The 25,517-nt window shown below is 72.5% G+C and carries 21 protein-coding genes; 15 read left to right on the top strand and 6 right to left on the bottom strand.

Annotated elements, in window-relative coordinates; translation table 11 throughout:
* Positions 1 to 259: 259 nt before the first annotated feature.
* A complete protein-coding gene (locus ACRAKH_RS18435) occupies positions 260 to 2,278 on the top strand; it encodes a diguanylate cyclase (protein ID WP_380724664.1) in 2,019 nt (672 codons plus the stop codon).
* Positions 2,279 to 2,737: 459 nt separating this feature from the next.
* Positions 2,738 to 5,503: a discoidin domain-containing protein gene (locus tag ACRAKH_RS18430; protein WP_380724665.1), complete on the top strand. Its 2,766-nt coding sequence runs from the start codon at positions 2,738 to 2,740 to the stop codon at positions 5,501 to 5,503.
* 60 nt (positions 5,504 to 5,563) lie between these two features.
* Here the strand turns inward: ACRAKH_RS18430 and ACRAKH_RS18425 are convergent, their stop codons facing one another.
* Positions 5,564 to 6,019, bottom strand: a complete 456-nt coding sequence (locus ACRAKH_RS18425; protein ID WP_380724666.1) for a MarR family winged helix-turn-helix transcriptional regulator — start codon at positions 6,017 to 6,019, stop codon at positions 5,564 to 5,566.
* A gap of 73 nt (positions 6,020 to 6,092) precedes the next feature.
* On the opposite strand from ACRAKH_RS18425, the gene wrbA reads away from it, so the two are divergent.
* The 3 genes from wrbA to ACRAKH_RS18410 all read left to right on the top strand — a co-directional run bounded on the left by wrbA (position 6,093) and on the right by ACRAKH_RS18410 (position 7,699).
* A complete protein-coding gene (gene wrbA / locus ACRAKH_RS18420; protein ID WP_380724667.1) occupies positions 6,093 to 6,728 on the top strand; it encodes an NAD(P)H:quinone oxidoreductase in 636 nt (211 codons plus the stop codon).
* A gap of 38 nt (positions 6,729 to 6,766) precedes the next feature.
* Positions 6,767 to 7,228, top strand: coding sequence for a serine hydrolase domain-containing protein (locus ACRAKH_RS18415; protein ID WP_380724668.1), 462 nt, complete (start codon positions 6,767 to 6,769; stop codon positions 7,226 to 7,228).
* A 324-nt stretch (positions 7,229 to 7,552) separates the two neighbouring features.
* Positions 7,553 to 7,699 (top strand): DUF1059 domain-containing protein, encoded by a 147-nt coding sequence (locus ACRAKH_RS18410; RefSeq protein WP_380724669.1) that lies wholly within the window; start codon positions 7,553 to 7,555, stop codon positions 7,697 to 7,699.
* Here the strand turns inward: ACRAKH_RS18410 and ACRAKH_RS18405 are convergent.
* Positions 7,693 to 8,148, bottom strand: coding sequence for a helix-turn-helix domain-containing protein (locus tag ACRAKH_RS18405; RefSeq protein ID WP_380724670.1), 456 nt, complete (start codon positions 8,146 to 8,148; stop codon positions 7,693 to 7,695). The two genes, ACRAKH_RS18410 and ACRAKH_RS18405, sit on opposite strands and share 7 nt — an antisense overlap.
* Positions 8,149 to 8,224: 76 nt before the next feature.
* Between ACRAKH_RS18405 and ACRAKH_RS18400 the strand changes: the two genes are divergently transcribed.
* The 5 genes from ACRAKH_RS18400 (at position 8,225) to ACRAKH_RS18380 (ending at position 13,953) form a co-directional block, all read left to right on the top strand.
* Complete coding sequence (locus ACRAKH_RS18400; RefSeq protein WP_380724671.1) at positions 8,225 to 9,430, top strand: MFS transporter; 1,206 nt, start codon at positions 8,225 to 8,227, stop codon at positions 9,428 to 9,430.
* A gap of 71 nt (positions 9,431 to 9,501) precedes the next feature.
* Positions 9,502 to 10,578, top strand: a complete 1,077-nt coding sequence (locus tag ACRAKH_RS18395) for a hypothetical protein (protein WP_380724672.1) — start codon at positions 9,502 to 9,504, stop codon at positions 10,576 to 10,578.
* Positions 10,578 to 11,729: a toxic anion resistance protein gene (locus ACRAKH_RS18390; RefSeq protein WP_380724673.1), complete on the top strand. Its 1,152-nt coding sequence runs from the start codon at positions 10,578 to 10,580 to the stop codon at positions 11,727 to 11,729. The genes ACRAKH_RS18395 and ACRAKH_RS18390 overlap by 1 nt, the downstream gene beginning before the upstream one ends.
* Entirely contained in the window at positions 11,726 to 13,354 is a 1,629-nt protein-coding gene (locus tag ACRAKH_RS18385) for a substrate-binding domain-containing protein (RefSeq protein ID WP_380724674.1), read from the top strand. The genes ACRAKH_RS18390 and ACRAKH_RS18385 overlap by 4 nt, the downstream gene beginning before the upstream one ends.
* Complete coding sequence (locus ACRAKH_RS18380; RefSeq protein WP_447009140.1) at positions 13,351 to 13,953, top strand: hypothetical protein; 603 nt, start codon at positions 13,351 to 13,353, stop codon at positions 13,951 to 13,953. Before ACRAKH_RS18385 ends, ACRAKH_RS18380 begins: the two co-directional genes overlap by 4 nt.
* 13 nt (positions 13,954 to 13,966) lie before the next feature.
* Here the strand turns inward: ACRAKH_RS18380 and ACRAKH_RS18375 are convergent, their stop codons facing one another.
* Positions 13,967 to 17,059: a BTAD domain-containing putative transcriptional regulator gene (locus ACRAKH_RS18375; RefSeq protein ID WP_447009139.1), complete on the bottom strand. Its 3,093-nt coding sequence runs from the start codon at positions 17,057 to 17,059 to the stop codon at positions 13,967 to 13,969.
* A gap of 104 nt (positions 17,060 to 17,163) precedes the next feature.
* Between ACRAKH_RS18375 and ACRAKH_RS18370 the strand changes: the two genes are divergently transcribed.
* The 3 genes from ACRAKH_RS18370 to ACRAKH_RS18360 all read left to right on the top strand — a co-directional run bounded on the left by ACRAKH_RS18370 (position 17,164) and on the right by ACRAKH_RS18360 (position 19,410).
* Complete coding sequence (locus ACRAKH_RS18370; protein WP_380719588.1) at positions 17,164 to 18,177, top strand: NADP-dependent oxidoreductase; 1,014 nt, start codon at positions 17,164 to 17,166, stop codon at positions 18,175 to 18,177.
* Positions 18,174 to 18,749: an NAD(P)H oxidoreductase gene (locus tag ACRAKH_RS18365; RefSeq protein ID WP_380719590.1), complete on the top strand. Its 576-nt coding sequence runs from the start codon at positions 18,174 to 18,176 to the stop codon at positions 18,747 to 18,749. Before ACRAKH_RS18370 ends, ACRAKH_RS18365 begins: the two co-directional genes overlap by 4 nt.
* 247 nt (positions 18,750 to 18,996) lie before the next feature.
* On the top strand, positions 18,997 to 19,410 hold the full coding sequence (locus ACRAKH_RS18360) for a DUF3995 domain-containing protein (RefSeq protein ID WP_380719592.1): 414 nt from the start codon (positions 18,997 to 18,999) through the stop codon (positions 19,408 to 19,410).
* 118 nt (positions 19,411 to 19,528) lie between these two features.
* Here the strand turns inward: ACRAKH_RS18360 and ACRAKH_RS18355 are convergent, their stop codons facing one another.
* Positions 19,529 to 20,686, bottom strand: coding sequence for an endo-1,4-beta-xylanase (locus tag ACRAKH_RS18355; RefSeq protein ID WP_380719594.1), 1,158 nt, complete (start codon positions 20,684 to 20,686; stop codon positions 19,529 to 19,531).
* Between the two features lie 413 nt (positions 20,687 to 21,099).
* Between ACRAKH_RS18355 and ACRAKH_RS18350 the strand changes: the two genes are divergently transcribed.
* Positions 21,100 to 22,323 carry an SGNH/GDSL hydrolase family protein gene (locus ACRAKH_RS18350; RefSeq protein WP_380719596.1) on the top strand — a complete coding sequence of 408 codons (1,224 nt, stop codon included), beginning with the start codon at positions 21,100 to 21,102 and terminating at the stop codon, positions 22,321 to 22,323.
* A 273-nt stretch (positions 22,324 to 22,596) separates the two neighbouring features.
* Complete coding sequence (locus ACRAKH_RS18345; protein WP_380719598.1) at positions 22,597 to 23,295, top strand: lytic polysaccharide monooxygenase auxiliary activity family 9 protein; 699 nt, start codon at positions 22,597 to 22,599, stop codon at positions 23,293 to 23,295.
* 71 nt (positions 23,296 to 23,366) lie between these two features.
* Here the strand turns inward: ACRAKH_RS18345 and ACRAKH_RS18340 are convergent, their stop codons facing one another.
* Complete coding sequence (locus tag ACRAKH_RS18340) at positions 23,367 to 24,431, bottom strand: pectate lyase family protein (RefSeq protein ID WP_380719600.1); 1,065 nt, start codon at positions 24,429 to 24,431, stop codon at positions 23,367 to 23,369.
* Positions 24,428 to 25,492: a pectate lyase family protein gene (locus ACRAKH_RS18335; RefSeq protein ID WP_380719602.1), complete on the bottom strand. Its 1,065-nt coding sequence runs from the start codon at positions 25,490 to 25,492 to the stop codon at positions 24,428 to 24,430. Before ACRAKH_RS18335 ends, ACRAKH_RS18340 begins: the two co-directional genes overlap by 4 nt.
* Positions 25,493 to 25,517: the final 25 nt, after the last annotated feature.

The raw sequence follows: 25,517 nt of genomic DNA, 5'->3' as shown, positions 1-25,517 counted from the left end.
GGTTCGCCCCACCGGCGGACCCACCGGTGGGAACATCTTTGGATGAAGACTCGGCAACAGGGATTGACGCAGATACCCGTTTCCCGGTCTCATGACCCCCGCTTGTCGGATGGCAGCGTTGCCGCAGTAGTCGTCGCAGTAGGGAGAGCCGGGATTGCGCGTCGCCGGAGTCACGTCGGTCGAAAACCGCGAAATCCCGATCGAAAAGCAGAACCAGGTCTGGATCGGTTACCTGGTTTTCGGTCTGTTATCGGTCGGTGTGTACTACGCCCTGCCGATCTTCGTCGGCACGATCCCGCTGCGCGTGATCGTCTACTGCGCGGTCAGCACGTCCGCCGCCCTGGCCGTCTGGTGGGGCGTGCGGCGCAACAGACCCGAGCCCCGGGCGCCCTGGGTGGTGCTCGGGCTGAGCCAGCTGGTGTACGCCCTGGCCGACACCACGTTCTACGTCTCGCACTACGTGCTGAACGAGACGAGCTACCCGTCCGTCGCGGACGCCTTCTACCTCGGCCACTACCCGCTCGTCGTGGCCGGCCTGGTGATGCTGATCCGGCAGCGCCGCTCCGACCGCGACCTGCCCGGCCTGCTCGACGCCGTCTCGCTCACCGTGGTCGCGGGCCTGCTGTCCTGGGTGTTCGTGATCGGCCCGCAGACCCGGCTGGGCACGCCGCTGCTCGTGGAGATGGCGTCGCTGGCGTACCCGCTGATGGACCTGGTGCTGCTGCTGGTGTCGCTGCGGCTGCTGTTCGGCGGCGGCCGGCGTGACGCGTCGTTCGTGCTGCTGGCGCTGTGGCTCGCCGCGATCCTCACCGCCGACACCGTGTACGTGCTCCAGCGGCTCGACCTCAGCTACGAGGCGGGCAACTTCCTCGACGCGATCTGGCTGACCGGCAACCTGGCGCTCGGCGCGTGCGCCCTGCACCCGTCGATGGGTCGGATGGCGCAGGCCGTCGACGTGCCCGCGCTGCGGCTGAGCTGGCCCCGGCTGGCCATCCTGTCGGCGGGCGCGCTGATCGGCCCGCTGGTGCTGTTCGTGCAGCACTTCAACGGCGTGCGGCGGGACGTTCCGGTGATCGCCGTCGGCTGCGCGGTGCTGTTCGCGCTGACCGCGACCCGGCTCGCGGGCCTGGCCGTCGACCAGCGGCGGCTCGCCATCACGGACAGCCTCACCCGGCTGCGCAGCCGCCGCTACTTCGAGGCGCGGCTCGCCGACGAGGTGGCGCGGGCCCGGCGCGCCGGCAGCCCGCTCGGCGTGGTGATCCTCGACGTGGACCGGTTCAAGTCGATCAACGACCGGTTCGGGCACCCGGCGGGCGACCGGGTGCTGGTCGAGGTGGCCAACCGGCTGCGGGCCGTGGCCGGCGAGGAACGCGTCCTCGCCCGGTACGGCGGCGAGGAGTTCGCGCTGATCGCGACCGGTGCGGACGCGGACAACCTGAACCGGTTGGCGGAACGGCTGCGGCACGGCGTGTCGCACCACCCGATCGCTGTGAGCGGGCGACGTTCCGTGACGGTTACGCTCTCGGCCGGCACCGCCGCGTTCGCGCCGCACTACGGCACCGCGTCCGCGTTGGTGTCGGCGGCCGACCGCGCGCTGTACCTCGCCAAGGACCTCGGCAGGGATCGCGCGGTCGCCGGTGGCACATCGCTCACCGAGCACCGGGAGGACGTCGCGGTGGACTACCTGAACCAGGTCGCGGACCTGGTCGACCTGCGCGTGGCGAGTCCGGGCCGGAGCCTGGCCATCGCCGAGTGGGCGAGGACCGTGGCCGAGCGGCTGAAGCGCACCCCGGGCGAGATCCGCACCGTGCACCGCGCCGGACGGCTGCTGGACGTCGGCATGATCGTGCTGCCCGACGACCTGCTCACCGAGTCCGGTCCGCTGACCGACCAGCAGTGGCACCTCCTGCACGAGCACCCGGACAGCGGCGCGCGCATGGTGGGCGTGCTGCCGGACCACGGCGAGGTGGCGGAGGTGATCCGCCAGCACCACGAGCGGTGGGACGGCGCCGGCTACCCGGCCGGGCTCACCCGCGACGCCATCCGCGTCGAAGCCCGCATCCTGTCCGTGTGCGACGCCTGGGCGGCGATGCGCGCCGACCGCCCGCACCGCCGGGCGCTGACCCACGAGCACGCCGTGCGGGAGCTGCGGTCCGGGCGTGGCGCCCGGTTCGACCCCGAGCTGGTGGACGTCTTCCTGGAGCTGCTGGACGAGGGCGCCGTGGGCGACCTGGTCGTCGGACCGGCCTCGGCCCGCGAGGACAGCCGCCTGTCCTGACCCGAGGGCCGTTGCTGCCCAGGGCTCGTCCTGTTCGACCTCGACGGCACGCTGGTCGCCCCGACGGGCACGTCCGCCCGCTGGGTGGTCGCGCGCGACGGCGTCCACCGCGGAGTGGTCGGGCACGGTGGGCGATGGCCCGGACAGCCCTCAAGCGTGCCCCGATACGCCTGAACCGCGCCCGCAAACGAACGCAAGCCAGCGCAAGCCGTCTGCAAGGCCTGGCCGCGTCGGCGCGCGTCCCATCGCCCGATGAACCCTGAAACCGCTGGACAGACCTCCGTGTCGTGCCGGTGAAACCGCTGCATGCGTGCGACCAGGACGATCGTCAACAATTTGCGTTATCCCGTTCACATCTTGCGGGTCGCGAGTCGACGCGCTTATGGTGTGCGCCACGCCACACCCCGTGACATCCCTGCCCGCAGCTTTCGAGGTCCCGTCCAACGAAGGGCTGAACCCATGCGAGTCGACCCCACCCTCCGGCGCCCGTTGGCGCTCGGCGCGGCGGCGGTGGCCACCTCCCTGGTGGCCGCGATAGCCGTCGCGGCGGCGCCGAGCGCGGTCTCCGCCGAGATCGCCGCGGCGGCCGTCGCCACGTCGCCGTTCGACATCCCCGGCCGAGGCGCCGACGTGCCCTTCGTCGAGCACGAGGCCGAGGCCGCCGCCACGAACGGCACGAAGATCGGCCCCGGCCGCCGCCAGGGCACGCTGGAGGGGGAGGCGTCCGGCCGCCGCGCCGTGACGCTGTCCGGTCAGGGCAAGTACGTCGAGTTCACCCTCACCGAGCCCGCGAACTCGATCGACCTCCGGTACAGCATCCCGGACGGCAACGGCGGCGCGGGCATCACCGCCCCGCTGTCGCTCTACCTCAACGGCGCCAAGACGAGCAGCCTCACGCTCACGTCGAAGTACGCGTGGCGCTACGGCGGCTACCCGTACGCGAACGACCCGAACCAGGGCAAGCCGCACCACCTGTACGACTCCACCCGCGCCCTGTTCCCGAGCACGCTGCCCGCGGGCTCCAAGGTGAGGCTCCAGGTGGACGCGGGCGACACCGCGCCGTCGTACACCATCGACCTGGCCGACTTCGAGCTCGTCGCGCCCCCGGCCGCGCGGCCCGCGAACTCCGTCTCCGTCACCGAGCACGGCGCCACCCCGAACGACGGCACGAACGACAACGGGGCCTTCGACGCCGCGATCGCCGCCGCCAGGGCGTCCGGCCGCGAGGTGTGGATCCCGGCGGGCCGGTTCACCGTTACCAAGCACATCACCGTGGACCAGGTGACGGTCCGCGGCGCGGGCCACTGGCACAGCGTCGTCTCCGGCGACCGGGTCGGCTTCTACGGCCTCGGTGAACCGTCGAGCTGCGGCCAGGGCGGCAACAGCGGCGTGAGCACGCGGGTCGGCCTGCACGACTTCGCGATCATCGGCGAGGTCACCAACCGCGTCGACTGCGACCAGGTCAACGCCATCGGCGGCGCGCTGGGCGGCGGCTCGGTGATCTCCGGCATGTTCCTGCAGCACACCAAGGTCGGGCTGTGGCTGGACGGTCCGTTCTCCGGCCTCACCATCCGCAACAACAAGGTCGTCGACCAGCTCGCCGACGGCATGAACCTGCACCGCGGCATCAGCAACGTGCTGATCGAGCACAACCTGTTCCGCAACATCAGCGACGACGGCATCGCGTTCTGGTCCGAGCAGCAGGCCGACCACAGCAACACGATCCGCCGCAACACCGTGGTCGTGCCGATGAAGGCCAACGGCATCGCCATCTACGGCGGTCGGGACAACACCGCCACCGAGAACGTCGTGGCGGACACCCAGGACCAGGGCGGCGGCATCCACGTCGGCAACCGGTTCTCCTCGGTGCCCCTGTCCGGCACGACCACGTTGTCCCGCAACACCACCCTGCGCGCCGGCGTGCTGGACTCGAACTGGCAGTTCGGCGTGGGCGCGCTGTGGTTCGACGCCCGTGACGGCGCGATGAACGGCCGCATCGACGTCACCGACACCGACCTGATCGACAGCAACTACGAGGCCATCCAGTTCATCAGCGGCACGATCACCAACGTGCACTTCAACGGTGTGCGCATCAACGGCGCGGGCACGTTCGGCATCCAGCTGCAGTCGCCCGGCTCCGCGTCCTTCACCAACGTGACGGCCACCGGCCTCGGCCGGGCCGGGATCTACAGCTGCCTGGGGGACAACGGCTTCCAGATCACCAGGGGCACGGGCAACTCCGGCTGGGACGGCACGCCGTACTGCGGCCCGTGGCCGGACCCGATCTACACCGACCCCACCAACCCGCCCACCAGCACCACGACGACGACCACCACCACGACCACGACGACCACCGTTCCTCCGGGCGGCAACCTGGCGCGCGGCAAGTCGGTCACGGCGACGACCGCGAACGGCGGTTTCCCGGCCACGGCCGCGGTGGACGGTGACGCGAACACCTACTGGGAGAGCGCGAACAACCAGTTCCCGCAGTCGCTCACGGTCGACCTGGGCCGATCGGAGTCCGTCGGCCGGCTGGTGCTGAAGCTCCCGCCGCCCGCCGCGTGGGAGGCCCGCACGCAGACGCTGAGCGTGTCCGGCAGCGCGGACGGCGGCACGTACGGCCAGGTCGTCGCGTCGGCCGCGTACCGGTTCGACCCCGCGACCCGCAACCAGGTGACGATCCCCGTCTCGGGCGCGCACCGGTACCTGCGGCTGACGTTCACCGGCAACACCGGCTGGCCCGCCGGGCAGCTGTCCGAGTTGGAGGTCTACGCGTCCGGCGGCACCACCACGACCACCCCGCCCCCGGCCGGCAACGTGGCCAGGGCGAAGCCGGTGACGGCGTCCAGCGCGAACAGCGGCTTCCCGGCGGCCGCCGCGGTGGACGGTGACGCGAACACCTACTGGGAGAGCGCCAACAACCAGTTCCCGCAGACCTTCACCGTGGACCTGGGCACGCGGATCGGCGTGAACCGGATCGTGCTGAAGCTCCCGCCCGCCGCCGCGTGGGCCGCCCGCACGCAGACGCTGAGCGTGTCCGGCAGCGCGGACGGCGGCACGTACGGCCAGCTCGTGGCGTCGGCCGGGTACCGGTTCGACCCGGAGACCGGCAACCAGGTCACCATCCCGGTCGCCGCGAACCACCGCTTCCTGCGGGTGACGTTCACCGGGAACACCGGCTGGCCGGCCGGGCAGCTGTCCGAGTTCGAGGCGCACGCGGGCTGACCCGCCGCCCGTGAGCGGCCTCCCGGCATCGTCGCCGGGAGGCCGCTCCCGTGTCGTGCCTCAGCCGCGCCAGCCCCGCTGGTCGTCCGCGACCTGTCGGAACAGCCGCTTGAACGCGTCGAAGGCCTCCGCGCCGACGCGCTCGGCGTGCCGGGCCTCGATGCCGGCCATGATCGCGTCGGACTGGCGCATCTGGTCGAGCCCGCGCCCGGTCGGGACGACGACCTTCGCCCGCCGGTCGTCCGGGTCGGGGCGGCGGGTGACGTACCCGAGCGCCTCCAGCTCGTCCAGCGCCTTGCCGACGACCTGCTTGTGCTGGCCGGAGCGCCGGGCCAGGTCGGTGGCCCGGCTGCCCTCCTCGTCCAGGTAGGCGAGCACCGCGCCGTGCAGCGGGCGGAGGTCGGCGAACCCCCGCCGGGCGAGGGCGTCGAACAGCTCCTCCTGCACGGCGAACAGGAGCCGGCCGGTGAGGACGCCCAGGTCGGGCTCGGTCTGCTTGCGCTCGCCTCGACGCATGCGGCTCCTTGGTCACCTGAGGTGATAGTCACTAAGTTTGACTATATCTATAGGTGACTATATCGTCCTGCTCATGATCCAGCAGCAGGAGGGGGCCACTGTGGACAGTCGCGTCAAGGTCGCGGTCGTGTACTACTCGGCGACCGGCAACATCGCCCAGATCGCCCAGGAGATCGCCGACACGGCCGAGAAGGCGGGCGCCGAGGTGCGGCTCCGCAAGGTCGCCGAGCTGGCGCCGCAGTCCGCGATCGACGGCAACCCGGGGTGGGCGGCCAACGTCGCCGCGACTGCGGACGTCCCGCTCGCCACCGCCGACGACCTGGTGTGGGCCGACGCGGTCGTGATGGGCACGCCCACGCGGTTCGGCAACGTCGCCGCGCAGCTCAAGCAGTTCCTCGACACGCTCGGCCCGGTCTGGCAGCAGGGTCTGCTGGCGGACAAGGTCTACAGCGGGTTCACCTCGACCGGCACGCTGCACGGCGGCCACGAGTCGACGCTGCTCGCGCTGGCCAACACGTTCCACCACTTCGGCGGGATCGTCGTCGCCCCCGGCTACACGCACCCCGACAAGTTCGCCGACGGCAACCCGTACGGCACCTCGCACCACGACGCGGGCGGCACGGCGACCGTGGACGAGACCGTGCGCGCGGCGGCCCGCGTGCAGGCCGAGCGCGTCGTCAAGTTCGCCCGCGCGGTCGCCGCCGCCTGACGACCGTCCACGGTGCCGTCGCGCCCGGGTTCGAGGGGGTGCGCGACGAGTTCGCGGCGGTCGTGGCCGGTGAGCCGGGCCTCGGCGCCCAGCTCGCCGTGCACCACCACGGCCGCCGCGTCGTGGACCTGTGGGCGGGGCTCGCCGAGGACGCGTGGCCGGCGCTGTACTCGTCGGGCAAGGGCGCGGCGCACCTCGTCGTCGCGTTCCTCGTGCAGGACGGCGTGCTGGACCTCGACCGCGCGGTCGCGTGGCACCGGCCGGAGTTCGCCGCCTCCGGCAAGGGGCGGATCACGCTGCGGGACCTGCTCGCGCACCGCGCCGGGCTCGTCGGCGTGCCCGGCGGGTTCACCGCGGCCGAGCTGTCCGACGACCGGCTCCTCGCCGCGCGGCCGGCCGGTGAGCGTCCCTTGTGGACGGAAGGGCACGGCTACCACGCCCTGGCGATCGACGCGTTGACCGGCGAGGTGGTGCGCCGGGCGACCGGGCGGACCTGGTGACGGGGGAGCGGGACCACCTCCTCCTCGGGTTCGAGGCGCAGGCCGTGCGGTACCCCGCACTCGGCGCGGACGCGTTCGGGCACAGCGGTGTGGTGGGCGCGCAGGCGTTCGCCGACCCGCGCGGCGGCATCGCGCACAGCCACACGCGGCGCCGCTTCCCGCCGGTCGCGGCGGTGGCGCGCCCGGGAACCACCGCCTGGTCGCGGCCGTGCTGGACGCCGTCGGCTGACCGCCTCTCGTGGCTTGCCGTCGTGCTCGCACGCCGGTCGACAACACCGGCGGTTTCAGTAGAGTCGACGCGGAGATCACCAGCGGAGGATTGCGATGAAGAAGAACATCAGCTGCCCGTGCGGAGAGCACATCACCGGGCAGGACGAGGACGACCTGGTGGCCAAGACCCAGCAGCACCTCAAGGAGAACCACCCGGGCCACGACTACTCGCGCGACGAGATCCTGTTCATGGCCTACTGAGCGGGCTGTGTGCCCGGGTTCGGGTGCAGGGCGACGAGCAGGAGGGCGTCCAGCAGGCGCAGCCAGTCCGCTTCGGCGAGGTCGCGGCCGGTGAGCGCGGCCAGCCTGGCGAGGACGTCCAGCAGTCGGCCGGCGAGGTCGGTGGCGTCCTGACCGGTGGCCTCGGCCAGCGCCCGGACATCGCGGCGGAACCTGGGCGTGCGGCCGAGCCGGACCAGGGCGGCCGGCAGTTCGGCCGGCTGCTCGGCGGAGTCGGCGAAGCCGATGGTCAGCGTGGTGCCGAGCGCCTCCGCCAGGCGGGTGAGCGCGTCGGCGGTCGGGTTGCCCCGGCCGTTCTCCAGGTTCGCCACGTACGGCACCGAGAGTCCCGCGTCGGCGGCGACGGCGGCCACCGTGCGCCCGCTCGCCGCCCGCAGGGCTCGTAGCCGCTGCCCCAGGTCGTGTCCCACGGCCTTATCTTGTCAGAACACTAACCTCTGTGGCTATCCTGTGGAGATAACCACAGGGGGTCGTGTGCTGGCTGCGTTGCGCGTCGGGGACTTCCGGCTGCTGTGGGCGGCGCGGACGGTCAGCGTGTTCGGCACCTGGCTGCTCGTGGTGGCCGTGCCCGCGCACGTCTTCCACCTGACCGGCTCGGTGATGGCGGCGGGCGCGGCGCTGGCCGCGGAGTTCCTGCCGCTCGTCGTGCTCGGCCCGGTCGCCGGGGTGGTGGCCGACCGGTGGGACCGGCGGAAGGTGATGGTCGCGGCCGACGTGCTGCGGGCCGGCGCCGTCGGGCTGCTCCTCCTGGTCCGCGGCCCCGGCGACCTCTGGCTCGTCTACGTCGCGGTCGTCGTGGAGAGCACGGGTACGGCGGTGTTCCGCCCGGCCGCCCAGGCCCACACGCCGGTCGTCGTCGGCACGGGCAGCGCGTTGAGCGGCGCGAACGCGTTGAACTCCGTCACCGACGGCGTGGCGCGTCTCGTCGGCGCGCCACTGGGCGGCGCGTTGATGGGCGTCCTAGGGTTCCCCGCGCTGGTGCTGGCCGACGTCGGGAGCTACCTGGTCTCGGCGGTTCTGCTCGTGCTGATGTCCAAGCGGGCGACGGCGAGGAGCACGCGCGCCGTCACCCGCCGGTTCGCCCGGGAGTTCGCGAAGGAGTTCGCCCAGGGGTTCGCGTTCCTCCGGGCGGACCGGACGACATCGGCGTTGCTGGTCGTCAGCACGGTGTTCCTCGCGGCGAACGCCTCGCTGAGCGCGCTGCTGGTGCCGTTCGGCATCGTCACCCTCGGCGGCAGCACGGCGATCGGCCTCGTGATGTCCGGGCTCGGCGTCGGGTTCCTGCTCGGCGCGCCCCTCACCCGCTTCCTCGTCGACCGGGCGCGCACCGGACCCCTCCTCGCCGGCGCGCTCGTCGTCACCGCCGCGGGGTTCGTGCTGCTGTTCAGCTCCCGCACGCTCACTGCGGCGGCGCCATCCGCCGTGCTCATCGGCCTGTCCGGCTCGGCCGCGCTGGTCGTCACGCAGACCGCGATCCAACGCGTGACGCCCACCGACGTGCTGGGGCGCGTCAGCGCGGTGATGTTCACCGGCGAGGCGGTGGCGACGTTCGTCGGCGCGCTCGCCGGTCCCGCGCTCGCCGAACTCACCTCGCACCGCACCGCCGCGTACGTCGCCTGCGCCGTCACGGTGGCCGCCGCCGTGCGCGCGGCCGGATCGACGCCTGCCGTTCACCAACCGTTCGCCCGCTGATCGCCGCTCCGCGCGTCAAACGAGTCGAACGGGAGAGATGATCAGGATGAGCGCGGGGGTGAGCGGGTCCAGTGAAACGCCGGTTGTCCATCGGCCTGGCCGTGGTGTTGTTGGCCGCGGTCGTCGCCGTCGTCGTGTGGGGCCGTCCGGACGACGCGGAGGGCGGCGCGGGGAGCGAGCTGACCACCGTGCGCGGTGTCATCGGCTCTGAGAAGCTCGCGTTCTTCAGCGACCGGCGCGTGGTCGACGCGTTCGCCGGGCACGGCCTGAGGATCGAGGTGGACACGGCCGGCTCACGGCAGATCGCCACCTCCGTCGACCTCGGCAAGTACGAGTTCGCGTTCCCGTCCTCGGCGCCCGCCGCGCAGCGCATCCAACGCGACCGCGGCACCACCGCCGCGCACACGCCGTTCCAGTCGCCGATGGCCGTGGCCACGTTCGAGCCGATCGCGGCGCTGCTCGAAGCCGCGGGCGTGGTGACCAAGGGCGCGGGCGACTACCGCGTGCTGGACGTCGCGAAGTACCTGGAGCTGGCCAAGGCGGGCACGCGCTGGGACCAGCTGCCCGGCAACACCGCCTACCCGGCCCGCAAGAACGTCCTGATCACCACGACCAACCCGGGCGAGTCGAACTCCGCCGCGATGTACCTGTCGATCGTGTCGTTCGTCGCCAACGGCGACACCGTCGTCGGCACGCCCGAGCAGGAGGCGGCCGTCCTGCCCGACGTCGCCCGCCTCTTCCGCGACCAGGGCTACACGCAGAACAGCACCGAGGGGCCGTTCGAGGACTACCTCGCCGCCGGCATGGGCAAGACGCCCCTGGCGTTGATCTACGAGTCGCAGTACCTCGACCGGCTGGTGCGCGACGACGGCTCGATCCGCCCCGACATGCGCCTGCTCTACCTCGCGCCCACCGTCTACTCCAAGCACACGCTGGTCCCGTTGTCCGGCAAGGGCGACGAGGTCGGCCGGCTGCTGAGCACCGACCCCGAGCTGGGCCGCCTCGCCGCCACGTTCGGCTTCCGCACCAGCGACCCGCGCCTGTTCGCCGAGGTCGTCGGCGACAAGGCGCCGGCCGACCTGGTCGACGTGGTGGAGCCGCCGTCGTTCGAGACGCTGGAACGGCTCCTCGACGCGGTCGCGAAGTGATGGACGAGTTCACGCTCACCCCGCCGGAACCCGTGCCGCCGGTGCCGGTGGAGCGCGCGGCGGGCCTGATCGCGCTCGGCGACGACACGCGCCGGGACATCGCCCGCCGGGCCGAGGAGTTCGCTGAACGCCTGGGCGCGCTGGACGTCCGGTCGCCGGAGTTCACCGCCGCGCTGGACGACGCGCTGGTGGTCGGCGAGGCGGACATGCGGGCCGCGGCGGCCGTGGCGGGCGCGATGCTGGATCGCTCGGCCCGCGCGTCGCGTGACGACGCGCCCCAGGTCCGCGTCACGACGTCGCTGTCGGGCCTGCGCCGCGCCGTCGCCGAGCTGGACCCGGCCAGGCTGCCCATCACCGGCCGCAAGCTGCTCAAGGTGTTCCCCGTCGCCAACGCCGCCAAGAAGGCGCTCGACCGCTACCGCGCGGCGGGCGAGCCGGTGAACGCGCTGGTGGTCGAGCTGCGCGAGCGGCAGGACGTCCTGCGCCGCGACAACGCCGCCATCAAAGGCGAGCGGGAGCGGCTGTGGCGGGCGATGGGGAAGCTGTCCGAGGCGGCCGCGTTCGCCGAGGCCGTGGACGCCGCGGTCGACCGGCAGGCCGACGTTTTCGACCTGACCGACCCGGACCGGGCCAGGGCGCTGCGCGCCGACGTGCTGCACCCGATCCGGCAACGCCACCAGGACCTGCTGACCCAGCTCGCGGTGAGCGCGCAGGGCTACCTGGCGCTGGACCTGGTCCGCCGCAACAACGACGAGCTGATCCGCGGCGTGGAGCGCGCCGTGACGACGACCGTGGCCGCGTTGCGGGTCGCGGTCGTGGTGAGCGGAGCGCTGGCGAGCCAACGGGACGTGCTGGACGAGATCGCCGCGTTGCGGTCCACCACGGACGGGCTGATCCGGGCCAACACCGAGCTGCTGGACCTCCAGAGCGCCGAGATCCGCCGCGCGGGCAGCGACCCCGCCGTCGCGGTCGAGACGATCCGCGCGTCGTTCGACCGGATCTACGCCGCGATCGACGCCGTGGACGGCTACCGGGCCGACGCGGTGCGCAGCATGGCGGTGACGGTCGAGTCGCTGTCGGGGGAGATCCGCCGCGCCGAAGAGCACCTGCGCCGCTCGCACGACGCGACGGCCGTCGAGGGGGAACGATGAGGACAGCGCTGCTGCCGGCCCTGTTGCTGCCGGTCGTGCTGCTGGCGGCCGCGTGCACGTCCGACGCGCCGGACCCGGACCGGCCCGCCGGTCCACCCGAACCCGGTGTGCTGCGGGTGCTCGCGGGCAGCGAGCTCGCCGACATGCAGCCGGTGCTGGAGGACGCCGCCGAGGCCACCGGGATCGAGGTGAAGTTCACCTTCACCGGCACCCTGGAAGGCGCGGAGGCGCTGGCGAAGGGCGAGGTCGACGGCAAGTACGACGCCGTCTGGTTCTCCTCCAACCGCTACCCGGCGGGCATCCCGGAGGCCGCGCGCCGGCTCGGCAACCAGGTCAAGGTCATGAGCTCGCCGGTGGTGCTCGGCCTGTCGACGTCCTCGGCGCGGCGGCTCGGTTGGGCGGACCGGCGGGTCGGCTGGGGCGAGATCGCCGACCACGCCGGGCGCCGGGCGTTCACCTACGGCATGACCGACCCGTCCGCGTCGAACTCCGGCTTCTCCGCCCTGGTGGGCGTGGCGTCGGCGTTGGCCGGCGCGGGCAACGCCGTGGACGCGGGCCAGATCGCGGCCGTCACGCCGGAGCTGAAGGAGTTCTTCGCCGCGCAGGCGTTGTCGGCGGGCTCGTCGGGCTGGCTGTCGGAGGCCTACCGGCGCCGGGCGAGCGGCGAGGACGTCGGCGCGCGCGTCGACGGGCTGATCAACTACGAGTCCGTGCTGCTGTCGATGAACGCCGCCGGGAACCTGCCCGAACCGCTCACGATCGTCTACCCGTCCGACGGCGTGGTCACCGCGGACTACCCCCTGACCCTGCTCGCCGACGCCGGTGACGACGCGCGCGGCGCGCACCAGCGGCTCACCGACCACCTGCGCACGCCCGACGCGCAGCGGCGGATCATGGAGACCACGCACCGGCGGCCCGTGGTGCCGGGGGTCGAGCCGGACGCCCGGTTCGCCGTGCGCGACCTGGTCGAGCTGCCGTTCCCAGCCGCCCGCGAGTCGGTCGACGCGCTGCTCTCGGCCTACTTCAACGAGATCCGCCGCCCGTCGCGCACGCTGTACGTGCTCGACACGTCCGGGTCCATGGCGGGTGACCGGATCGAGTCGCTCCGGTCGGCGCTGGTCGGCCTGACCGGCGCGGACGACTCGCTCACCGGCCGCTTCCGCCGGTTCCGCAGCCGCGAGGAGGTGACCATGCTGCCGTTCAACACGACGCCCGGCACACCGCGGACGTTCACCCTGCCCGAGGGCGACCCGGGGGCCGGTCTGGCGGAGATCGAGGCGTACGCGCAGGGCCTGACCGATGGCGGCGGCACGGCGATCTACGACAGCCTGTCCCGCGCGTACGACGTGATGGGTCCGCTGATGGCGGCCGACCCGGACCGGTTCACGTCGATCGTGCTGATGACCGACGGCGAGAACGCGAACGGCTCGGGCCTCGCCGACTTCACGGCGTCGTTCGGCAGGCTGCCCCAGCCGATGCGGGAGGTGCCCGTGTTCACGGTGCTGTTCGGCGAGGGCAGCAACGTGGAGCTGTCCGAGGTCGCCGCCCTGACCGGCGGCAAGGTGTTCGACGCGCGCAACGCCGAGCTGGGCGGCGTGTTCCAGGAGATCCGCGGCTACCAATGATCCGCTTCCTGGGCTCCACCAAGAACCTCGTCGGCTGCGTCGGCGGGCTCGTCGGCGTGCTGCTGCACCTGACCGGCGTGGTCGGCGGCGCGTGGCCGTTGGTCGTCGCCGGGCTGTACGCGGTGGGCGCGCTGCTCGCGCCGCCGGAGCGGGTCCGGCTGGTGCCGGTCGACGCCGTTACCGAGGCGGGGCGGCTGCGCGCCGACCTCGACGGGCTGGTCCGCGAGGTGACCGCGCAGGCGTCCCGGATGCCGTCGCCGGCGGTGGACGGCGTGCGCCGCGTCGCGGCCGTGCTGGACGACCTGCTCGCCCGCCCCGACGCCCTGGCGGCCAACCCCGACCTCCGGCACACCGTCGTCCGGTTGGCGCGCACCGACCTGCCGCTGTCCGTGCAGACGTACCTGAACCTGCCGTGGTGGTTCGCGGTGAAGCAGCGCGCGGGCGGCGAGCCGAGCCCCGGCGACGAGCTCGTGACCCAGCTCGGGCTGCTGGAGGCCGAGGCGCACCGGCTGGCCGAGCGCGTGTACGCGGCCGACGTGAACCAGCAGGCCGACCACACGCGGTACCTGCGCGAACGGGACGCGGGCGAGCCGTCGTGACCGCTGCCGGACGTCAGCCGGCGGCCTGATCCGGGGTCATCGCCGCACCGCGGGCGAAGTGCTCGGCGAAGGCCTCCGGCCCCAGGGCGGCCGTGGCGCGCGCGGTGATCCGGTCGACGTCACCGCGTTCGGCCGGCGGCAGGGGAGCGCCGCGCGAGCGCCGTGCCGCGTCGGCCGCGCCGAGCAACGCCGCGGCGACGTCCGGGCTGGTCGTGGCGCCCGCCAAGCCCTCCAACGCCAAGGCCAGGGCGCGCGGGTCGCCGGTGTCGGAGGCCACCTCGTAGCTCTCCCGGTGCCGTGCCGCGGCGGTCGCGAGGTCGCCCCGCAGCTCCGCGACGAACCCCAGTTCGGCCAGCACCAACGCGTTCGCGCCGGTCAACCCGACCTGGTCGTGCCACTCCGCCACGACGACCAGGTGCTCCTCGGCGACGTCGAGGTCGCCTTCGCGGCGCGCGCCCAACGCCAACCCGAGCCGCGCGTTCACCTCGCCGGCGCGGAAACCGTGCTGGGCGGCCAGGTGCAGCGCGCGCTCGTGGTGTTCCCGCGCCCGCGCGTGGTCGCCGGCGAGGAGGGCGATGCGGCCGAGACCCGCCGTCAGGTCGGACACCTCCGGCCACAACCCGAGCTGGTCGGCCAGGCGCAGGCCGGTGCGCAGCCGGTCCGCCGCGCCGTCGTGGTCGCCGAACGCCTCGGCCACGGCCGCGAGGGGACGGGTGGCGCGGAGCTGACCCCACGTGTCGCCCAGGTCGCGGAACAGGGCCGCACTCCGCTCACCGTCCCGTGCCGCCGCCTCCAGGTCGCCGCGGACGAAGTGCTGGAGCGCCCGGTCGCCCAGGGCCGCCGCGGCGCCCCAGCGGTCGCCGGCCGCGGCGAAACCCGTCAACGCCCGGTCGATCAAACCCTCCGCCGACGTCAGGTCGCCGATCCGGCACAACGCGTGCCCCAGGAACCAGGTCGCGTGCGGGTCCGGGCAGTCGCGCACCGCGTGCGCGATCCGTTCCGCCCGGTCCGCCCCGTGGCCGATCATGATGCCGATGCCGGTCTGCCACGCCGTCGTGGCGGCCGTGCGGCCGAGGGTGTGGGCGGCGGTCAACGCGCGGTGCGCCTCTCCCAGCCGGCCACGCAGCACCCAGTACCACGCCAGGGCGTCCACCAGGCGCGACGCGTGCGACGTCAGGCCGTGCCGCACGGCGTGGTCGAGCGCGCCGCGCAGGTTCGCCGACTCGGCGTCCAGCCGCCGCAACCACTCGCGCTGCTCGGGGCCGCGCAGCCGGGACCGTTCGGCCAGCCCGGTGTAGTGCTCGACGTGACGGCGGCGCACGTCGTCCAGCTCACCCGCCTCGCGCAGGCGCTCCACGCAGTACGCGGACACCGATTCGAGCAGCCGGTACCGGTTGCCGTCCGGGCCTTCCACCACGACCACCAGGGACCGGTCCACCAAGCCGGTCAGCACGTCGAGCACGTCACCGGGCCCGCCGGGCTCGTCCGATCCGCTCGGACCGCCGGGGTGGCCGCACACCGCCTCGGCCGCTTCGAACGCGCAACCCTCGCTGTGCACGGCCAACCGGCGCAACACCACGCGTGACGCGTCGTCCAGCAGCTCCCAACTCCAGTCGATCACCGCGCGCAGGGTGCGCTGCCGGGGCGGCGCGTCCCGGTACCCGCCCGCCAGCACTCGGAACCGGTCGTCCAACCGCGCCAGCACGCCGTGCACGCCGAGCGCGCGCACCTTCGTCGCGGCCAGCTCCAACGCCAGCGGCAGGCCGTCCAGGCGGCGGCACACCTCCGCCACGGCGCCGAGGTCGAGCGCGGACTCCGGAGCGGCGGCGGTGGCCCTGGCCACGAACAGCTCCACGGCGGCGTCACCGGCCAGCGGCGCCACGGGCCGGCGCACCTCGCCCGCCACGGCCAGCGGCTCCCGGCTCGTTGCCAGCACGCGCACGTGCGGCGCGGTCCGCAGCACCACCGCCGTCAGCTCCGCCACGTCCGGCAGCACCTGCTCGCAGTTGTCCAGCACGAGCAGCACCCGCTTGTCCCGCAACGCGTTTGCCAGCCGGTCGAGGGTGTCGAGGTGCTGGCCGCCCCACGTGCCGTCGTCGCGGATGCCGAGCACGGCGGCCACCACGTCGGGCAGCGCGCTCGACCCGGACACCTCGACGACCCACACGCCGTCCGGGAAGCCGTCCACGACCTGGCGTGCCGTCTCCACCGCGAGCCGCGTCTTGCCGACCCCGCCGGGCCCGGTCAACGTCACCAGCCGGTGCTCGGCGAGCAGCCGGCGCACCTCGGCCACGTCCCGCCGCCGGCCCACCAGCGGGGTGAGGGGGTTCTGCAGGTTGGTGCCCGGCCGGACCGGCGGCGCGAGGTCCGGGTCCTGGGCCAGCATCGCCCGGTGCAGGTCGGCCAGCTCGGGGCTCGGGTCGACGCCGAGGTCGTCGGCCAGCCGGCGGCGCAGGTCGTCGTAGCCGGCCAACGCCTCACCCTGCCGTCCCGACCGGTAGAGGGCGCGCAGGTGCGTCGCGCGAAGGCGTTCCCGCAACGGGTGCCGCGCCACGAGGTCGGCCAGCTCCGACACCACGGCCGCGTGCTCGCCCAGGTCCAGCCGGGCCCGCGCCAGGTCCTCCAACGCGACCAGCCGCAGCTCCTCCAGGCGGGTGACCTCGGACCGGGTGAAGTCGAGGTCCGCGAACTCCGCGAACGCCGGACCCCGCCACAGGCTCACCGCGTCGGCGAGCAACGCGGCCCGCGCGGACGGGTCGGCGACCTCGCGGGCACGGGCGGCCAGCTCCGCGAACCGGTCGGTGTCCACGGTGGCGTCGGCGCGCAGCAGGTAGCCGGGGGAGCGGGACTCGACCAGGTCGCGGCCGCCCGGCTCGGCCTCCTCCAGCGCCCGGCGCAGCTGGGACACCTTCGCGTGCAGCGCCCGCAGCGGGTTGCCCGGACCGTCGTCGCCCCACAGGTCGGCGACCAGCCGGTCCGCCGACACCGGCCGGCCGCGGTGGGCCAGCAGGTCGGCGAGCAGCACGCGCACCTTGCGCTCGGGCACCCGGACCGGTGTGCCGTCCGCCGTCCGGACGTCCAGCGGACCCAGCACCCCGAAACGCATGCCCGGAACCGTAGCCGAGCGACCCGCACAAGATCCGAGCAGAACCCGAACAGGGCGGCGGCACAGTCGGTCCCGGAGAACGCAGAACCGCTCGGAGGAACCTCATGGCCCCCACCACCACCCGCGAGATCCGGCTCGCCGCCCGCCCGGTCGGCGAACCGACCCCGGACCACTTCACCCTCGCCACCGCGGACCTGCCCGAACTCGCGGACGGCCAGGTGCTGGTGCGCAACACGTGGATGTCGGTCGACCCGTACATGCGCGGTCGGATGGACGAGGGAGAGTCGTACATCCCGCCGTTCCGGCTCGGCGAGGCGATGGACGGCGGCGCGGTCGGCGAGGTGATCGCCTCGCGGGCGGACGCCGTGCCGGTCGGCTCGACCGTGGTCCACTTCCTCGGGTGGCGCGAGCACGCCGTGGTGGACGCGGCGGCGGCGACCGTCGTGGACACCGCGTTGGCCCCGGCGCAGGCCTACCTCGGCGTCCTGGGCACGCCGGGGCTCACCGCGTACGTCAGCCTGACCGAGACCGCGCCCGTGCGGCCCGGTGACGTGGTGTTCGTGTCCGCCGCCGCGGGCGCCGTCGGCAGCGTCGCCGGTCAGCTGGCCCGCCTGCTCGGCGCCTCGCGCGTGATCGGGTCGGTCGGCGGTCCGGTCAAGGCGAAGAAGGTCGTGGCGGACTTCGGCTTCGACGTCGCGCTCGACTACAAGGACGGTCCCCTCGCGGACCGGTTGGCGTCCGCCGCGCCCGCGGGCGTCGACGTCTACCTCGACCACGTCGGCGGCGACCACCTCGAAGCCGCCATCGGCGCGATGCGCGACGGCGGCCGGATCGCGCTCGTCGGCGCCGTCAGCCAGTACAACGCGACCGGACCCGTGCCGGGCCCCAACCTGTACCCGGCGGCGGTCAAGCAGCTCAGCCTGCGCGGCATGGTCGTCAGCTCGTACCTGCACCGGTTCCCCGAGTACGTCGAGCGTGCCGCGGGGTGGCTCGCGGACGGCTCGCTGCGCGCCGAGGAGACCGTGGTGGACGGTCTGGAACGCGCGCCCGAGGCGTTCCTGGGAGTGTTGCGCGGCGCGAACACGGGCAAGATGCTCGTGCGCCTGGACGCCCGGTGAAGGCGCTGCTGGTGGTGGCCCACCCGCGGCCCGACTCGCTGACGTGGCAGGTGGCGGCACGGGTGCGCGACCACCTCCTGGCCGCGGGCGACGTCGAGGTGGACGTGCTGGACCTGCACGTCGAGGGCTTCGACCCGCGGATGACGCCCGAGGACGAACCGGACTGGGCCGACCGCGACAAGCCGTACTCGGCGGACGTCCGCGCCCACATGGCCCGGATCTCGGCGGCCGACCTGCAGGTCGTCGTGTTCCCCGTCTGGTGGTACGGGCCACCCGCGATCCTGAAGGGCTGGATCGACCGCGTGTGGAACCACGGCTTCGCCTACGGGCGCAGCCAACCCCGGCTCGCGGGCAAGCGGGTGCGGTGGATCGGGCTGGCGGGGGAGTCGCGGGAGACGTTCGCCGAGCACGGCCTGGACGACGTGCTGGACCGCCTGCTGCGGGTGGGCGTCTCGAACCACTGCGGGGTCACCGACGCGTCGGTGACCGTGCTGCACAGCACGCTGGCCGGCGAGGACCACGTGCGAGGGCTGCTCGACGGCGTCACGGACGTGGTCGGTCCGGTGAGGTAGTGGGGGTCGGCGCGGCGGTCGCCTCTCGGCGAGTGGCTCGACGCGGCTCCAGCCTGACGGTATTCCGCGAAGGCGCTTGGTGAGGCCCGGGGACACGGACCGCACCGACCGATTGCTTCAACGGTGTGGGCGCGCTCGGTGTTCCCGGTCGGCGGTGGTGTGCGTCTCACCGTCGGTCGGTCTGGTCGGCGACCTCCGTACGGTACCGTACGGTCTGCGACCATACGCAGGCGTACGGAGGTGTCCGATGACGGTGTTGGCCCTGCTCACGGCGATTGTTCTGGTGCTCGTGGGCGTGCTGCACGTGGTGTGGATCTTCACGCCGTGGCCGACGCGGTCACGGGAGGAGTTCGCCCGGCTGGTGGTGGACGTGCCGCCGGAGAAGCTGCCGTCGCCCGCGTTGACGTCGGCCGTGGCGGTGCTGCTCGGCGTGGCCGCGTACCTGGTCGTCGGTCGAGCGGGTCTCGTGCCCGTGCCCGGTCCGTCGTGGGTGGCGGTCGTCGGCACGGTCGGCGTGGCGGCGGTGCTGGCGCTGCGCGGGGTGAGCGGGCTGGCGATCTCGTCGCGGCGGTCGACCGGGTTCGCCCGGCTCGATCTGCGGATCTACTCGCCGTTGTGCGTGGCGTTGGCGGCCGGTTGCGCCGTGGTGGCCTTCGGCTGAGTCGCCTCTATAGCTTCAGTGTTAATTGAAAGTGCACAGGTGGAATCGGCCCCCGCCCGAACTCCGGGTTCGAACGGGGGCCGATGGCCTGCGGTCGAGCTGCCCTGCCGTGGTGCGGTTACGCGCAGTTCGGCAGGTGCGGGTGCTTCTCGCCGCGGGCGGTGGAAGCCTCCGCCAGCGTGCACTGGAGGGCGTGGTAGGCGGGCTTGCGGGTGAAGTCGTCCCACATCACGGTCGCCGCGCCCTCGCCGGAGAAGAACACCGGCACCCAGGAGTACTTGTCGGTGAAGCCCCAGATCGTGAAGGAGTCACAGCCTTCGACGTTGAGGCACGCGGTGAGCGTCCGGCGGTAGTAGTCGGCCTGCTTCTCCAGCATCTCGGCGGTCGGCACGCCGTTCGCCGGGAGGTCCATCCGCACGTCGAGCTCGGTGATGGCGGTCCCGAGGCCCAGGTCGGCGAACCGCTGCAGGTTCGCCTGGAGGTCACCGGGGAAGCCGTACCGGGTGCTGAGGTGCGACTGCGCCGAGAAGCCGTGCACCGGGACGCCCTGCGCCAGCAGGTCCTTGATCAGCGCGTAGTAGGCGTTGCTCTTGGGGTTGACGCTCTCGACGTTGTAGTCGTTGAAGTACAGCTGCGCCTTGGGGTCGGCCTCGTGCGCCCAGCGGAACGCGTCCGCGATGATGCCGGGGCCGAGCTCGCGGATCCAGATGTTGTCGGTGGTGCGCAGGGCGCCCGAGTCGTTGAAGATCTCGTTCGCCACGTCCCACTGCTGGATCTTGCCCTTGTAGCGGCCGACGACGGTGGTGATGTGCTCGCGCAGGATCTCGCGCAGCTGCTCGGGCGTGAAGTCGCCCTGCTCCACCCACGCCGGGTTCTGGCTGTGCCACAACAGCGTGTGCCCGCGCACGACCTGGCGGTTCAGCTGGGCGAACCGGACGATCCGGTCCGCCATGCCGAAGTTGTAGCGGCCCTGCTCCGGGTGGATGTACTCCCACTTCATCTGGTTCTCGGCGGACACCGAGCTGAACTCGGAGGCCAGGACGCTGCGGTACTCCAGGTCCTTGGTGAACGGGTCGGGGTAGGGCTGCGACTCGTGGTGCCCACCGCCCGCGGCGGCGGTGCCGATGTAGAAGCCCTTGGGCGCCACCCAGCGCAGGGTGTCCTTCTTGGCGTGGCCCGGTGACAGGTCGGCCGTGGAGGGCGACGCCGCGGCCAGGGCCAGCGGCGACAGCGCCAGCGCGGCGAGCGTGGCGGTGACTAGTCGGATCGACTTCATGGGGGTTCGCTTTCTCAGACGACTACAGCGGCGCGTTCGAAAGTTTCGTCTTTGATCCGGCAATTTTCGAGATGCCGGACCCTAAGTCGCCCGCCGTGCGGTCGTCAAGACCTCCGTCTCGTCCCGTCGGCCCTGGTGGAACGGCCGGTTGCCGCTTGGAGGAGGACATCGCCGCCTCGTCGGGTTGTCGAGCGCCGGTGACGGTCGGCTGAGACGAGCAACGTCCGCGACACCCCGCCCGCCGGCGACACGTCGAGTGCGACGCCGTGGCGTCCAGGACACCGCCCGCGCCGGTCGGACCGGGTGGTTTCAGTCCCCCGATCGGTGTGAGAGGGCCGGTCCGGGCTGCCGGCAAACCGGTGCCCTCTTAACGTCGTCAGAGCCGAGTCGACCGACTACTTACGGGGCGGGCCATGAGGACATTGGCGACACTGCTGGTGGCGGTGCTGGGCATCGCGCTGGTTCCGGGAACCGTGCTGGCCCGGCCCACGCCCGGGTGGTCCGCGACGTGGGGGGCGGCGCCGCAGCCGCCCACGGCCTCCCTCGGACCGAGCTGGGGACCCGCCGGGTTCGAGGACCACACCCTCCGCCAGGTCGTGCGGATCAGCGACGGCGGCGCGGCGGTCCGGATCAGGCTCTCCAACGCCTACGGCACGTCGCCGTTGGTGGTGACCGGGGCGACGGTCGCGCACACGGCGGAGGGCGCGGCGGTGCGGCCGAACTCCGTGTGGCACGTGACGTTCCGCGGTCACCGGTCGGTGACGGTGCCCGCCGGCGGTGAGGTGGCCGGCGACCCGGCGCCGCTGGTGGTGTCGCCGCTGAGCCGGGTGACCGTGACGCTGTACCTCGCGGGGGCGACCGGACCGGCCACCGGGCACGCGTACGCGAACGCGACGAGCTGGCGGGCCTCGGGCGACCACCGGGCCGACGTGGCGGCCGACGCGTTCACCGAGACGTCGCAGTCGTGGTACTACCTCAGCGGGGTGGACGTGACCGACCGGGCGCCGCGCCGTGACGTCGTGGTGGCGTTCGGCGATTCCATCACCGACGGCGGCCGGTCCACTATGGACGCTGACAACCGCTTCCCGGACGAGTTGGCCGAGCGGTTGGGCGGTCGGCGCGGCGTGGTGAACTCGGGCATCAGCGGCAACCGGGTGCTCAACGATTCGTCGTGCTTCGGCGAGAAGGCGCTGTCGCGGTTCGAGCGCGACGCGTTGGCGCAGCCGGACGTGCGCACGGTCATCCTGCTGGAGGGCATCAACGACATCGGCTTCCCGCAGTTCGCGTCCGAGTGCACGGCGCCGAACCCGGCCGTCACGGCGGCGGAGCTGATCGCCGCCTACCGCGAGCTGATCGGCCGGGCGCACGCCCGGGGCGTGCGGGTGCTGGGCGGAACGCTGCTGCCGTACAAGGGCGCCGGGTACTTCACGGACGCGGGCGAGACCGTGCGGGACGAGGTCAACGCCTGGATTCGCACGTCGGGCGAGTTCGACGGGGTGGTCGACTTCGACCGCGCCCTGGCCGACCCGGCGAACCCGGACGCGATGCTGCCGGCGTACGACAGCGGTGACGGCCTGCACCCGAGCGACGCGGGGCACCGGGCGATGGCCGAGGCCGTTGACCTGTCCCTGCTGTGATGTCCGGTGCGGTGAAGTGTGCTGCCGAGTGTTCGGTAGGTGAGGTTCCTGTGGTGCGGTTCCTGTTGTGAGTACGTGAGTACGTGAGTTCCGCGCGGGTCGCGGTCCGTTGAGACGCCCTTCCGGCTGTGTGCCGGGAGGGCGTTTCGTCGAACTGCGGTCGAACGCGTGTCGAATGGGATGTCGTTGTCCGCCAACACTTCACAACTCTGTGCGCGGATGGTTACAGTGCGATTTGGGAGCGCTCCCAGCAATCCATGAGAAGTACCTGACATGGTCGTCCTCAACGAGGAGGAGAGAGTGGCGCTCATATCCGTCCCTGCGAACAAGAGACTGCTTGGCAGGGTCTTCGCGGTGTTCGCGGTCGCCGCCGGGCTCATGGCGAGCCTGCTGACCGGTATCGCGGACGCGCACGGGTCGACCACCGACCCGCCGTCGCGCAACTACGGCTGCTGGCAGCGGTGGGGCAGCGACTTCCAGAACCCGGCGATGGCCCAGCAGGACCCAATGTGCTGGCAGGCCTGGCAGGCCGACACCAACGCGATGTGGAACTGGAACGGCTTGTACCGCGAAGGCGTCGCGGGCAACCACCAGGGCGTGATCCCGAACGGCCAGCTGTGCAGCGGCGGCCGCACCGGCGGCATGCGGTACGCGGCGCTGGACAACCCCGGCCCGTGGCGCGCCGTGACCAAGCCGCGCCAGTTCACGCTCACCGTCACCGACCAGGCCCGGCACGGCGCGGACTACCTGCGCGTGTACGTGACGCGGCAGGGCTTCGACCCGACGACGCAGCAGTTGGGCTGGGGCAACCTGGAACTGGTGGCCAGCACCGGCCGTTACGCGCCGGCCGGTCAGTACCAGGTCGGGGTGAACGCGGGCAGCCGCACCGGCCGCCACATCGTCTACGTGATCTGGCAGGCCAGCCACTCGGACCAGTCGTACTACTTCTGCAACGACGTGGTCTTCCAGTAGTCGCGCGGCCGAGCTGACCGGTGTCGATCCCGGCTCCCCGTGGTGGGAGCCGGGATCGGCGTGTTCACCGGTCACATGCGGCCGGTGCCCGCGCCCTGCGTGACCAGCGCCTTGACGTTGGCCGGCGGGTCGACGGTGTACTGGTAGTAGGTGCGGGGGTCGACGACGGTGCCGCCGACGACCGGGGTGCCGCTGTTCACGTACACGTTGTTCCGCTCCACGATGCTGCCCCGCGGGCCGGAGTAGCTGTTGGTCATCGGCTCTTCGACGTTGTCGAAGTGGTTCGCCTCGATCCAGCAGCCCGACTGGGCCTGGCACGCCGGGCCCGTGTCGCTGTTGTTCAGGAAGTAGTTGTTGAAGATGTGCACGGGGTTGCCGAAGCGGGTGCGCGGGTTGCGCTGCGAGGTCTTGTTGTAGAAGTTGTGGTGGTAGGTCACCTTCAGGTAGCCGGTGTCCTGCGCGCCGTTGGTGTCGGAGTGCCCGAGCAGCATGTTCTTGGCGTGGTCGTGGACGTGGTTCCACGAGACGGTGATGTAGCTGGAGCCGCGCTTGATGTCGATCAGCCCGTCGTAGCCGCGGGAGAGGTCGTTGTGGTCGATCCAGATGTGGTGGCTGAACATCTGAACGTTGATCGAGTCGTCGCTGGCGTTGCGGAACACCAGGTTGCGGATGATCACGTTGTGCACGGCGTTCGCCGGGGGAGTGGTCACCTCGCTGACCGGCAGGCCGATGTTCAGCCCGCCGCCGATCAGGCCGGACGCCGCGCCGACGCCGATGATCGTCTTGTCGGAGGTGACGTCGTACATGCCCGGTGGGAGCGTGATCATGCCCTGCACGCGGACCACGCGCGGGCCGTCGGCCTTGATGGCGGCGATGAGGTCGGCGGCGGTGGAGACGGTGACCTCCGGTCCGCCGGCGCCGCCGGTGGTGCCGTTCTGGCCCAGGGCGTTGATCGACGCGAAGCCTCGGGGTGACGTCTCGACGGTGGCGCCCGGGTTGCCTGCGGCGCTGGTTCCGGCGTTGGTGCCCGGGGTGGTGATCCCGGAGGTGGCGGGTGCGGCCGTGACGGGTGCGGCGGCGGTGACCAGGCTCCCGAGCAGTGTCGCGGCGAGCGCGACAGCGGTGGTGCTCCTCACGATGTCCTCCATTGGACGCGGCCGACTCCTGCGCCGGCGGTGACGAGACTGGGTACGGAGGCGGCGTTGTCCGGGGTGTAGCTGTAGTAGGTGCGCGGTTCCACGACGGTGCCGAGGGTTTGGGGCGTGCCGGAGTTGACGTAGATGTTGTCGCGCTCGACGACGCGACCCGGCCCGCTCTTGTCGTAGCCGGACAGGATCGGGCGGGCGACGTTCTCGAAGTAGTTGGCCTCCACGAGGACACCGGCGTCCATGGTGGACGCGACGCCGTAGAGCGCGTTGCCCCGGTAGTAGTTGTTGTAGACGTGCACCGGCTCGGCGAACCGCACGCGCGGGTGGCGCTGGTCCGTGCCGTCGAAGAAGTTGTGGTGGTAGGTGACGCGGAGCTTGCCGCGGTCGGTGGTGTAGGTGTCGGAGTGGCCGAGCAGCGCCGACTTGCTGTGGTGGTGGAAGTGGTTCCACGACACCGTGACGTAGTCGGAGTTGCGCTTGATGTCGAGCAGGCCGTCGTAACCGTTGGAGAGGTCGCAGTGGTCGATCCACACGTGGTGCGCGGAGTTCGTGACGCTGATCGAGTCGTCCGAGGCGTTGGTGAACCGCAGGTTGCGGATGATCACGTTGTTGCCGGGGCGGGTGGTGGAGCCGAGCTGGAGGCCGCCGCCGGTGATCTCGGCCGTGGAGCCGACGCCGATGATCGTCTTGTTGGCGACCACGGTGACCATGCCGCCGAGCTGGATGCGGCCGGAGACGGAGATGACGTACGGCTCCTTGCGACCCACGTAGTCGGCGAGGGCGGCGGCCGTGGTGACGGTGACCGCCTGGCCGCCCGCGCCGCCGGTGGTGCCGTTCTGGCCGAGGGCGTTCACGCCGGCGAAACCGTCGGCGACGGCGAGGGGGTCGATGCTGAGGGAGCCGGCGCTGGGTGAGTCGGTGTTGAGCGGGTCGGTGTTGTGCGGGTTGGGGTGGGGTTGGTCGGCGGCCCAGGCGGCGCGCGGCGCCGTGGCGGCTACCGCGGCGAGCGCTGTGCCGGCGAGCAGGCGTCGGCGGTTGATGGCGGTCATGCGTTGTCCTCCTGGCTGGGTGTGG

The sequence above is a fragment of the Saccharothrix hoggarensis genome, from assembly GCF_052936025.1.
The sequence above is the reverse complement of the archived record's forward strand: the minus strand, read 5'-3'. Positions and strand labels throughout refer to the sequence as shown.